Source organism: Exiguobacterium sp. s95 (assembly GCF_018618655.1).
GTDB classification, from domain to species: Bacteria; Bacillota; Bacilli; order Exiguobacteriales; family Exiguobacteriaceae; genus Exiguobacterium_A; species Exiguobacterium_A oxidotolerans.
On the sequence record NZ_JACSMM010000003.1, the window covers coordinates 179,171 to 191,668 of the forward strand.

General features: G+C 43.8%; 10 protein-coding genes and 2 tRNA genes. 8 read left to right on the forward strand and 4 right to left on the reverse strand.

What is annotated here, in order from left to right; translation table 11 throughout:
- Positions 1 to 9 precede the first annotated feature (9 nt).
- From KNP99_RS08120 to KNP99_RS08135, 4 genes are all read right to left on the reverse strand, one after another.
- A complete protein-coding gene (locus KNP99_RS08120) occupies positions 10 to 1,086 on the reverse strand; it encodes a GGDEF domain-containing protein (protein WP_353049629.1) in 1,077 nt (358 codons plus the stop codon).
- 127 nt (positions 1,087 to 1,213) lie between these two features.
- Positions 1,214 to 1,792 (reverse strand): 5' nucleotidase, NT5C type, encoded by a 579-nt coding sequence (locus tag KNP99_RS08125; RefSeq protein WP_235195212.1) that lies wholly within the window; start codon positions 1,790 to 1,792, stop codon positions 1,214 to 1,216.
- 93 nt (positions 1,793 to 1,885) lie between these two features.
- Positions 1,886 to 2,995, reverse strand: coding sequence for a flavodoxin-dependent (E)-4-hydroxy-3-methylbut-2-enyl-diphosphate synthase (gene ispG, locus KNP99_RS08130; protein WP_029332972.1), 1,110 nt, complete (start codon positions 2,993 to 2,995; stop codon positions 1,886 to 1,888).
- 182 nt (positions 2,996 to 3,177) lie between these two features.
- The gene (locus KNP99_RS08135) at positions 3,178 to 3,651 is read right to left on the reverse strand and encodes a hypothetical protein (protein ID WP_214765403.1); all 474 of its coding nucleotides are present in this window, start codon (positions 3,649 to 3,651) and stop codon (positions 3,178 to 3,180) included.
- Between the two features lie 224 nt (positions 3,652 to 3,875).
- Here KNP99_RS08135 and KNP99_RS08140 point away from each other — a divergent pair, with 224 nt between their 5' ends.
- The 8 genes from KNP99_RS08140 to pstC all read left to right on the forward strand — a co-directional run bounded on the left by KNP99_RS08140 (position 3,876) and on the right by pstC (position 12,498).
- A complete protein-coding gene (locus KNP99_RS08140; protein ID WP_088836579.1) occupies positions 3,876 to 5,516 on the forward strand; it encodes a Na/Pi cotransporter family protein in 1,641 nt (546 codons plus the stop codon).
- A gap of 121 nt (positions 5,517 to 5,637) precedes the next feature.
- Positions 5,638 to 5,711, forward strand: a tRNA-Met gene (locus KNP99_RS08145).
- 12 nt (positions 5,712 to 5,723) lie between these two features.
- Positions 5,724 to 5,797 (forward strand) — tRNA-Ile (locus KNP99_RS08150).
- A 115-nt stretch (positions 5,798 to 5,912) separates the two neighbouring features.
- Positions 5,913 to 7,373, forward strand: coding sequence for an alpha-amylase (locus tag KNP99_RS08155; RefSeq protein ID WP_088836580.1), 1,461 nt, complete (start codon positions 5,913 to 5,915; stop codon positions 7,371 to 7,373).
- 93 nt (positions 7,374 to 7,466) lie between these two features.
- Entirely contained in the window at positions 7,467 to 8,075 is a 609-nt protein-coding gene (locus tag KNP99_RS08160; RefSeq protein ID WP_088836581.1) for a superoxide dismutase, read from the forward strand.
- A 144-nt stretch (positions 8,076 to 8,219) separates the two neighbouring features.
- The gene (locus KNP99_RS08165) at positions 8,220 to 10,292 is read left to right on the forward strand and encodes a peptidoglycan D,D-transpeptidase FtsI family protein (RefSeq protein ID WP_215193161.1); all 2,073 of its coding nucleotides are present in this window, start codon (positions 8,220 to 8,222) and stop codon (positions 10,290 to 10,292) included.
- Positions 10,293 to 10,516: 224 nt separating this feature from the next.
- A complete protein-coding gene (locus KNP99_RS08170) occupies positions 10,517 to 11,461 on the forward strand; it encodes a PstS family phosphate ABC transporter substrate-binding protein (RefSeq protein WP_088836583.1) in 945 nt (314 codons plus the stop codon).
- Positions 11,462 to 11,556: 95 nt separating this feature from the next.
- Positions 11,557 to 12,498 carry a phosphate ABC transporter permease subunit PstC gene (gene pstC / locus KNP99_RS08175; protein ID WP_088836584.1) on the forward strand — a complete coding sequence of 314 codons (942 nt, stop codon included), beginning with the start codon at positions 11,557 to 11,559 and terminating at the stop codon, positions 12,496 to 12,498.

Here is a 12,498-nt window from a genome sequence, read left to right on the forward strand (position 1 = left end):
CATGCTTCCTTATTTATCGTATAACATGAACTGGTTACGGCCGTTGTCTTTTGCAGCATAGAGCGCGGTGTCCGCTTGTTTAAAAACGATTCCGGCTGCCTGATTTTTCGCGTAGGCGACACCGGCAGAAACAGTAATCGTCAAGGCGTGGTCTTGCATGACGAACGGTGTATCGGTGACGGATTGAACGAGTTGTCTTGCGAGTCGCGTCGGTGAAACCGTAAATGTATTCGGAATGACGACGATAAACTCTTCGCCACCATAGCGGCCGACCGTGATACTATCCGGGCACTCCTGTGTTAGTAAAACGGAGAAGTGGCGTAATACAGCATCTCCGACAGCATGACCATATTGATCATTGACTGCCTTAAAGTGGTCAAGATCGAAGATGATCACACCCCAAGGTGCCTTCGCTTCTACAAGAGCCTGTACTTTTTCCATGATAACGTGACGGTTCGCGAGGCGCGTCAGTTCATCGGTCGAAGCCAAATAGGACTGGTACGCGTAAAGAACGAAGTGTCCTTGTAACATATATGAAAGATGATAAAAAAGAATCGAGGCGCCAATTGTGATTAAGAAATAAGGCAAAAAAATCGTCTGCCATGCATGAGGATGTGAAGGGCCGAGCAACATGCGTAAGAGAACTAAGGTAGAGCCTATTGTCACAATAACAGTGAAGAGTCGCCCTTTATGTTTGATGAGTTGAGCACAGAGGATGATAAGCACGGTAAATCCGGTCAGCATCATTAGAGAATTTTGTAAGGCACTAACGGATTCACCCCCGCTGATGAGGACACGATACAGCAGTAAAATAATTCCTGTCGTCACAATGCTGACTGGCCCCCCGTATAGAGCGGATAGAGCGAGCGGCAGCAGTCGTAAATCAATCAATGATCCATTGATTGAGATGGAGTTATGCATCAGTAAAATGCCGGTTAAACCATTTGCTAAACCAAAATACAAGCGCGTTGAATGCTTGGAGTCATACTGGATCGGGAGTCGATTTCGCATCAAATAAAATGTGACAGATAGTATTAAAAATATAATGCATATGTTCGTGAAAAAAATATTCAACGTCGATAACATAAAAAAATCCTTTCAGCTAATAGAAGATGACTCGAGACAAAACGTAACGAATTCATGATAATTGTACGATAACGTAGACGGATTATGTATAAAAAATGGAAAAAAAACAGCCGGATAAGGCTGTTTTTTAACGGATTGGAGCGAATTTATAAATCGTTTGAACGGCTTCATCCCAAGAAGAAACACGAATGATGTTCTCTGGAAGTGCTTTTCGATTGTAAGGAGCATCGAACAAAATAACTGGAATTGACGTATCTTCCGCAATTTGTAACGCATTCTCTAATCGATCCTCCATGAATAAATCGAGTGATAGATCACGTACAACTTGAACCTTGTCATGCGACCCGGTCATGATGAGCGAGTCGAGTGGTAACTCATGGCGCGCAATCCATTCTTCCGTAACCGGTCGAACGATTTCTGAGCGTGCCGTTACGTAGTGCAAATCAAAATGTTGACGTAATTCCCATAAATGTTTTTGGACAAATGCCTGAGGCGTAGATTCTCGATAAATACCGAGCTCATGACCAGACTTGACCATGAATTCCCAAAACTCGATTTGTCCCATATCCGTATACGTATGCAATTCATATTCGGATGCCATTTCGAAGTCAATCGAAGTTCCTAAATACTTGTTCATATAGTTAAAACATGAAGACGGGTGCGTAATCGTCCCATCGATATCGATGCCGATTTTCAATTGGATCACCTGCGTTCCTTAAATTTCTGTCATTAGTATAACATAGTCGAAAAACGGATATGAAAAGAACCCTCTTCAATTAAAAAGAGGGCTCTTCAACAATTAAACTTGGTTGGCTTTCGCCGCTTCTTTTTCAGCTTCTTTTTCAAGAACGATTGCATCGATTTCTTTTTTCAATTCTTCGACCATCGTCGCTTCAGGTACTTTACGGATAATTTCTCCGTGGCGGAACAGAAGCCCTTCGTTACGTGCTCCGGCAATTCCGATATCCGCTTCACGTGCTTCACCAGGACCGTTGACGGCACAGCCGAGTACAGCAACTTTGATGTTGACTTGAATCTTATCGATATAATCCTCGATTTCTGCCGCAATCGCCATCAAGTCGATTTCAATCCGACCGCATGTTGGGCAAGAAATCAATGTTGCTGCGTTTGCTGCGAGACCAAATGATTTCAAGACTTCTTTTGCGACTTTCACTTCTTCGACCGGATCAGCTGATAGTGAGACACGGACCGTGTTCCCGATACCGCGTGAAAGAATCGCACCAAGACCAGCAGCGGATTTTAATGAACCAGTACGTAAAGGACCTGACTCTGTAATACCGACATGAAGTGGGTAGTCAAATGATTCAGATGCTAACTGATAAGCTTCAAGCGCAAGCTGAACGTCAGATGCTTTAAGCGAAACAATGATGTCATGGAAGTCAAGGTCTTCAAGAATCTTAATGTGGTGTAAGGCACTTTCGACCATACCACGTGCTGTTGGGTATCCGTATTTCTCAAGAATGTGTTTCTCGAGTGAACCAGCGTTGACACCAATCCGGATTGGAATATTTTTAGCTTTTGCAGCTGTGACGACCGCTTCAACTTTTTCGCGACGACCGATGTTACCCGGGTTGATCCGGATTTTGTCGACGCCTGCTTCGATTGCCATGAGCGCAAGTTTATAGTTGAAATGAATGTCGACGACAAGCGGAATGTTGATTCGGCTTTTGATTTCAGCGAGCGCAAGTGCGTCACGTTCTTCTGGACAAGCAACGCGGACGATTTGGCATCCGGCTTCTTCAAGTCGTAAGATTTCAGCGACAGTCGCTTCGACGTCGTGTGTTTTTGTTGTTGTCATACTTTGAATGATGACTTCATTATTTCCACCAATGACAAGGTCCCCAACACGAACGGGACGAGTCTTAGAGCGATGGACCATTTTCGGCATATCGAAAATCTCCTTTTGTGGCATAGCGCCATATTGTGTAAGTTTACCTTCTCTATCATATCGAACTATTCCCTAAAAATCGAGAAACAAGAACGAAATTCGAACATTTACAATTCTTTAATAGAAATAAGCAACTGTCAATCCGCCGGTAGACGGAGCTGAGACGAAGAAGTAAGGCAGAATCACGACTTTGGACGAGTATTTTTTTTTCGCTTCCGCGCTGAGAAAACGGGCAGTAAAGAATAAATGAAGTGACCGACTAATAGGAGCGTCACCCCAAGTGCTGTGAATCCGAGCTGATAACAGAGGACACCGACTGGAAAGCTCCATAAGTTAGCAGCAACCGTATACGGAAAAACTTGCCGGTACGCCCATGGTCTTTTGAGTATCCAATCAATCAACCAACGATTCAAATACGACATCAATAGAAGAAACAGTAAAAGCGCGATGGCGACGAAAATGAAATGGAGCATAAACCAGACGATGAATGGAACCGTTTTGATGATAAATATACTATCGATGACTGTCGTCCAAAATGAAATCCACGCTAATCCACAAAAATAAAGGGAGACATCGGCAAGGCGAGTCTTTAAAAAAGATCGGTTTGGAACTAAGGTGGTTTGTAAATAATTAATAAATTGTCTTAAAAAAACCATGATAACACTCTTTTCTCTGTTTCATAACAGTGGTGTAGTGAGCGTAGGAACGCTTGTAATAAAGGGTTTTCTCTGTTTTGGTACAGGTTAATAAAACCTTAACATTCAAATGTTGATAAAACTATTTACAAGTTCAACGGACCTTTACATAATAGGAGAGGTTGAAACAATAAAATCTTAACAAAAAATCAATCCCACTTTTTTAGATATGAGGAGATGAAACGATGAATTATGATTTGCAGGAAATGATTTTCACTTTTATTGGTGGACTCGGTATTTTCCTATTCGGTATTAAGTATATGGGAGATGGGCTCCAAAAAACAGCAGGGGACCGACTTCGTTACATTTTAGACAAATACACATCGAACCCATTACTCGGAATTCTTGCCGGTATTGTCGTCACGGTCTTGATTCAATCATCGTCAGGTACGACCGTTATCGTCGTTGGACTCGTCAGCGCGGGTCTGATGAATTTACGTCAAGCAATCGGTGTCGTCATGGGGGCGAATATCGGAACGACGATCACGGCCTTCATCATCGGCTTTAACGTCAAGGAAGCAGCCCTTCCTGCAATCGCGCTTGGTGCGTTTCTCATCTTCTTCTTCAATAAAGAACGGATTCAATACATCGGACAAATCTTCTTCGGTTTCGGTGCCTTGTTCTATGGTTTGACATTGATGGGTGACGGCATGAAACCACTTCAATCAAGTGAGTGGTTCCGTGAACTGACGATTTCGATGTCAGATAATCCGTTACTCGGTGTGTTCGTCGGGACGGTCTTTACGTTCCTTGTCCAGTCGTCCTCTGCGACGATTGGTATTTTGCAGGAGCTATACTCTGGTGGCATGATTGATATCAAAGCAGCCCTCCCGATTTTATTCGGGGATAATATCGGAACAACGATCACGGCAGTACTCGCAGCACTCGGTGCATCGATTGCCGCAAAACGGACAGCAGCAGCACACGTCATCTTCAATATCGTCGGTACGATTATTTTCTTAGTCGCCTTACCTTTGTTCTCGACGTTCATCGCTTGGATCACAGGTGTACTCAATCTTGAACCGAAAATGCAAATTGCCTTTGCACATGGTACGTTCAATGTCGTCAACACATTGATTCAATGTTGGTTCATCGCACAAATCGCATGGCTTGTTAAAAAGGTCGTTCCGGGAACAGACACGACAGTCGATTCAAAACCACGTCATTTGGATCAAAACATCTTGAATCAATCGTCTTCACTTGCGCTTAACCAAGCAAAAATGGAAGTCTTACGGATGGGTGAGTTCTCGAAAGAAGCACTCGGTAAAGCACATCGCTACACGCAATCCCATGATAAAAAAGATGTTTCTGACGCTGGTCAGATTGAATATGCAATCAACCATTTGAACACGGAAGTCACGAACTACCTTGTCAAAGTGGCGGCGAACGATCTTTCTGAACGTGAATCGAATGACCATTCGCTCTTAATGCATGCGGTCAATGACTTCGAACGGATTGGTGATCATGTCGAAAACGTAATCGAACTCGTTGACTTCCAAATCGTCAACCGGATTGAATTTACGCCAAAAGCGAAAAAAGAGTTGGATGAAATGTACGTTCTAACACAAAAAATCGTCGATACGGCAATCAAAGCAGTTGAACGTGATGATGTTTCGTTAGCACGCCAAGTCCTTGAATTAGAAGGGAAACTCGATTCACTCGAGCGTTCATTCCGTAAACACCACGTCTTACGCGTCAATGCCGGGGAGTGTACAGGTCAAGCGGGTATGATTTTTGTTGATCTGTTATCGAACCTCGAACGGATTGGCGATCACGCCGTCAATATTACAGATTTAGTACTCGAACAACGTTCGGGAACGGCTTGAATGAAATGAATATAAGCGGGAGGGACTTCTGTAAAGAAGTCTCTCTTTATTTTTGTGAAATAATTTATTGACATTTTAGATGCTTTCCATTAATCTAATTGTAGTTGTTTTAATTCATTATGGCGGTGTAGCTCAGCTGGCTAGAGCGTACGGTTCATACCCGTGAGGTCGTGGGTTCGACTCCCTCCGCCGCTACTATTTACTTTAGGACCCTTAGCTCAGCTGGTTAGAGCTGACGGCTCATAACCGTCCGGTCGCAGGTTCGAGTCCTGCAGGGTCCATTTAAGAAACGCACACTCCTGTTTAGGGGTGTGCGTTTATTTTTGTTCGCTTGGGGAATATTAAAGATATTGTAATAATATTCATACTATAGTAATTGAGGGAGAGCGAAGAGAGATGGAACGTAACCATACAATGATGCAGTTTTTCGAGTGGCATGTAGAAAATGATGGGAAGCATTGGCAACGTTTAAAAGAGAGAGCGCCGGAGCTTCGTGCTGCAGGCATCACATCTGTTTGGATTCCACCAGCTTCTAAGGGGCAATCAGATGAAGACACAGGGTATGGGATATACGATGTTTATGATTTAGGTGAGTTCGATCAAAAAGGAACGGTTCGGACGAAATACGGGACGAAAGACGAACTACTTGAAGCAATTCAAGTGGCACATGAAAATGATATCGCTGTTTATGCCGATGTCGTCATGAACCATAAGGCGGCAGCAGATGAACTGGAGACGATTAATGTCGTCGAAGTTAACCCAGAAGATCGGTCGAAAGAAATTTCAGAAGAATTCGAAATCGATGCATGGACAAAATTTACTTTCCCAGGACGTGACGGGAAGTATTCTGATTTTGTTTGGAATCATGAATTCTTTAACGGAACGGATTTTGATGCGCGAGAAGAAAGAACCGGCGTCTTCAAAATTTCCGGAAAAAATAAAGACTGGAACAACCAAGTCGATAGCGAATTCGGGAACTATGATTACTTGATGTTTGCGAACATCGATTACAATCATCCTGAAGTCCGCAAGGAAATGATCGACTGGGGGCATTGGTTCAAGGATACACTCGATTGCCAAGGATTCCGACTCGATGCAATCAAGCATATCAATTACGAATTCGTCAATGAATTCGCGAAATCAATGATGGGTGAAAATCCAGAAGATTTTTATATGGTCGGTGAATTTTGGAAATCTGACTTAGATGATTGTCGTCACTTCTTAGATAGCGTCGACTATACAATTGATTTATTCGATGTTCCGCTTCATTATAAGTTCCACGAAGCATCAGAACAGGGGAAAAAATTTGATTTGACGATGCTCTTCGCAGATACACTTGTTGAGTCGCACCCGACGAATGCTGTTACATTCGTTGACAACCATGATTCGCAACCAGGCGAATCGCTTGAGTCGTGGGTCGATGATTGGTTTAAACAACATGCTTACGCATCCGTTCTCCTTCGTAAAGACGGTTATCCGTGTGTCTTTTACGGCGATTATTACGGTGTACAAGGACCACATCCAGTCGAAGGTAAAAAAGAGATGATCGATGCATTGCTGTACGCCCGCTACCATAAAGCATACGGGAAACAAGAAGATTATCTCGATGATCCACACTGTGTCGGTTGGGTCCGTCACGGAGTCGAAGAGTTCCCGAACTCGGGTTGTGCCGTACTATTGTCAAATGCAGACATGTGTGAAAAACGGATGTTCGTCGGAGAAGATCGTGCTGGTGAAGAATGGTTCGATTACACAAATCACCAAGATGAGCCTGTCGTCATCGATGAAGAAGGATTTGGTGTTTTCCCTGTTCCGGGTGGTGGTGTCTCTGTATTCGCACCACGCGATGAACAATAAAATGTAAGGGTCATTACTTGCGTTATACCCGTCATTTTTGCTAGTCTTAAAAGGTATTGAAGTTCCGAAAATAGGATAAAGGGGGACATGAAAATGTCAAAATTTGAATTACCAGAACTCGGCTACGCTTATGATGCGCTTGAGCCACATATCGATGCTCGTACGATGGAGATTCACCACTCGAAACACCATAATGCTTACGTCACGAACGTCAACGCGGCGCTCGAAGGCTCGGAACACGAAGGGAAATCATTAGAAGAGTTGCTTCAAAACCTTGATGCGCTTCCTGCTGACATTCAAACAGCAGTTCGCAACAACGGTGGCGGTCATTGGAACCACTCATTCTTCTGGAAATTGCTTAAAAAGAACGACGGTGCTGCACCATCAGGCGAACTCGCTTCAGCAATCGATGAAGCATTCGGTTCATTCGATGCATTCAAAGATGCTTTCGCTAAAGCAGCTACAACACGCTTTGGATCTGGTTGGGCATGGCTCATCGTCGAAGGTGGCAAACTTGCTGTCGTTTCGACACCGAACCAAGATACACCAGTCATGGAAGGTAAAACGCCAATTCTCGGACTTGATGTTTGGGAGCATGCATATTACCTGAACTACCAAAACCGTCGTCCGGATTACATCAATGCATTCTTCAATGTCATTGATTGGGATCACGTTGCCAAGCTTTACGCTGACGCAAAATAATCGTTTTTAAATGCTAGAACCGTGTCCCCGGTAAGAGGGCACGGTTCTTTTTTTAATGCGGAAAATGATGGGATAGGTTGTTATGGATTGTTTCCTTCTATATAATGAACAAAGATGACTTTTTGAACGATAGGGGAGTACGCCATGGCGAAACGAATCACGGTAAGAGGAAGACGGCGTAACCACTTGCCGCTTCGATTAAATTTAATGTTCTTTGTTGTTTTTTTATTATTTGCGATTTTGATTTTCCGACTTGGTGTCGTCCAAATTGTCAATGGTGAAAAAATCTCACGAGAAGTTCAAAAAACAGAGATGATCGCTTCAAAGTATGAAGTACCACGCGGGAAAATTTATGACCGCGATGGACGATTGCTCGTCGATACGATTTCAAAATATTCAATTGTCTACCGACGCTCGCAAAATACAAAGGTCGATGAGCGGATTGAAACAGCTTCACGTCTCGCTGCCATCATCAATTTACCGAAAGATGATTGGAAGGTAACGGAACGTGACTTAAAAGATTACTGGATCGCGACCAATACAGAAGAGTCGAAACGTCGTTTTGATGCTGTCATGAAAGAAAAGTATCCGACATTGGAAGAACGAAAAAAGTTATCGATTGCTGAAGAGAATCAAGTCATGCTCGATACAATTACAGAGAAAGATATTGATTATGATGATAAAACAATGGAAATCGTCGCAATCAAACACAATATGGAAGTCGGGTATGCGCTTGATCCACAACTCGTCAAGCTTGGTGCGACGGCAAAAGAGATGGCGATCATTGACGAAAATCTCGAAGACCTAAAAGGTGTTTCTGTGGAACCGTTCTATGAACGATCTTATCCATATGAAGGAACGCTCCGGAACATTTTCGGAAAGTACTCGAAGATTCCTGCTGAGCAACAAGCGGAATACAAGGCAAAAGGGTACAGTTTAAACGATCGGGTCGGAACATCGTTTTTAGAACAACAATATGAAGATTTACTACGCGGTAAACCGGCATATGATGTGTATGAGACGTTTAACGGCGAACCAGTCGGTGAGCCGAACCGCGAAGAAGGAGAGTCTGGAAAAGACCTCGTTCTGACGGTTGACGCGGAATACAACAAACAGGTCGATCAAATCCTCCAACAAGCGATCAAGATGGGTCGCGGCATGGGAAGCGGCTATCTTAAAGAAGGTTATGCGGTCGTGATGAACCCGCAAACGGGTGAAGTTTTAGCGATGTCGGGACAAAAACTCGATACGGCGACGAATAAATTCAGTGACGTCGCAATCAATAATGTTCTGACCTCACTCCAAATCGGATCGACGATTAAAGGGGCGACGGTTGCAATGGGACTTGAAGAAGGCGTCATTCGTCAAAATGAAGTCATCAATGATGCGCCGATTACAATCGGTGGGACGAAGAAGGCTTCTTACGTCAACATGGGGCCGATTACGGATTTGACGGCGCTCGAACGCTCGTCAAACGTATATATGTTCAACATCGCAATGCGGATGGCAAATTATCCGAGTAATGGGATTGCAGGGGCGAGCGTCGATGCTGCTGCAGCCATCATGCAAAACTATTACAGCCAGTTCGGGCTCGGCGTGACGACTGGGATTGATTTACCGTACGAAGCGAAAGGTGTGCAAGGGACACCGGACCGCGTCACGCTCTTGATGGACCGTGTCATCGGGCAATATGACGCGTTCACTCCGTTACAAGTCGCGCAGTATATCTCCACACTCGCGAACGGCGGCTATCGTGTTCAACCGCATTTCTTAAAAGAAGTGCTCGCATCGAATTCAATTGAAGAAGATACAAAACAAGTCGAGTATAGCTTCGAAACAAATTACTTGAACCGAATCGAAGTCAGCCAAGACAACATTGATCACGTCCGCGAAGGATTGCATCGAGTCGTCAAAGGAGAGCGCGGGACTTCTAAAGTAATTGCGCTGACAGGAATCGATGCGGCGGCTAAGACAGGTACGGCACAGGTAAGCGTATATGGTGAAGACGGGATTGCATTACGTGACAGCAGTGGTCAGCCGGTTCGTTCATTAAACTCGAACCTTGTCGGTTGGGCACCATACGATAATCCAGAGATTGCATGGGCCGTATTCCTTCCATATATGGAGCAAGAAACGGTCAACTCGAAAATTGGGCATGATTTAGTGAAGGCGTACTTCACTGTAAAAGATATTCCGTGGCAGACTAAGCCAAATTAACTAGAAGAGCGAAGGTGAGGAAACTCATCTTCGTTTTTTTTATTTGGATTGACCTTTTTTTATAATGTATTTTGAATTGTAAACTGCAAAAAACAAGCCTTTACAATTCTTTTACGTTGGATTCATTTCGTTTTAATAGTTCATCCGTATTATAAGTCTTGTAAGGGAAACGGATAAAAAGTCGTATTGGTATAAGCGACATACTTCGAGGAGGAAATTTAATCATGTCTTGGATGAAAAAAACAGCACTTATCACAACAGTAGCTTCAATCGCAGTAGTCGGTGCAGCATGCGGAAATGACGAAGGAAGCTCTTCGAGTTCGTCGGATCTTTCAGGAAAGATTGCAATTGATGGATCGTCAACAGTTTTTCCAATCATGGAAGCAGTCGGAGAAGAATATTCGATTGAACAGCCAGATGTAAACGTAACGGTCGGTGTGTCTGGGACAGGTGGCGGATTTAAACGCTTCGTCGTCGGTGAAACAGATCTTTCGAACGCTTCACGTGAAATCAAAGAAGAAGAAGCAGCAGAAGCAGAAAAAAATGGAATTGAATATACACGAATGGCACTAGCGCTTGACGGATTAACAGTTGCAGTAAGTAAAGAAAACACATGGGTCAAGGAATTGACGATTGACCAGCTCAATAAAATGTGGCAGGATCCGAACGTCAAAACATGGAAAGATGTCGATTCATCTTACCCAGCAGAACCAATCAAATTCTTCAGCCCTGGTAAAGACTCAGGTACATTCGATTACTTCAATGAGGAAGTAATGGATGAAAAAGATATGCGTAAAGACGTCCAGCTTTCTGAAGATGATAACGTCCTCGTTAAAGGTGTCGAAGGAACAAAAGGCGCAATCGGCTACTTTGGTTATGCGTACTATGCTGAAAACAAAGATAAGTTAAAAGAAGTACCGTTATCGGCTGAAGGAAAAGATGCTGTTGATCCAACACCAGAAACAATCAACGATCTTTCATATCCGTTATCACGTGAAATCTACACGTATGTAAACAACAAATCACTCACTGATAAAAAACAAGTCGCTGACTTCGTGAAATTTACGAATGAAAATGCCGGTGATTTAGCGGAAGAAGTCGGTTACGTCAAAATGAAGCAAGAGCGTTATGACGAAAATGCAAAAGCAATCGAAGATGCAATGAAATAAACATCCGAATAGGAGGGTGACTTAAAAAGGGGGGAATCTCTCCCTTTTTAAGTCCCGTTCTTATGTAGGAATGATGAAGTAGGGAGCGAAGAAGGATGAATTCATCATCAAAAAACTCGGTTCGCGAGCTGATTCAACAGAACCGAAAACAAAAATTCAGTATGAAAAACATCATGGAACGAATTATGCCAATCATCTTATTTTTATGTGCGTTTGCTTCGGTCGTTACGACCATTGGCATCATTCTCACGTTAGTCATCGAAACGGAACATTTCTTTGAAGTCGTCTCAATCAAAGAATTTTTCGGTAGTACGAGCTGGTACCCGTTGAACTCGGTTCCAGAGTACGGAATCTGGCCGCTCGTCGTCGGAACACTTGAGATTACCGTGATTGCGATGCTAGTTGCCGTGCCGATCGGACTCACATCTGCTATTTATTTAAGTGAGTATGCGTCAGAGCGCGCACGTCGTGTGTTAAAACCAATTCTTGAAGTCTTAGCAGGTGTCCCGACAATCGTCTTCGGTTTCTTCGCGTTGACGTTCGTTACACCTCTACTCGTAAAGTTAATTCCCGGTCTTGCGATTTACAACGCACTCAGCCCAGGGATTGTCGTCGGAATCATGATCATCCCGATGATTGCCTCGATTTCTGAGGATGCGATGAGTTCTGTCCCGAAAAAAATCCGTGACGGTGCACTCGCACTTGGTTCGACACGCCTTGAAGTGGCTTTAAAAGTCGTAGTTCCGGCAGCACTTTCAGGTATCATCGCGTCGATCGTCCTAGGGATGTCTCGTGCGATTGGTGAAACAATGATTGTGACGATTGCCGGGGGATCAAATCCTACTGCAACCGTCAATCCGCTTGAACCTGTCCAAACGATGACAGCTTATATCGTTCAAGTCGCGCTTGGTGATGCGGGATATGGAACCGTTGAATATTATAGTATCTACGCTGTTGGTACGCTGTTGTTCGTCTTTACACTTGTGATGAACCTCCTCGCGAACTGGATTACGCGTCGTTTCAGAGAGGAGTATTAA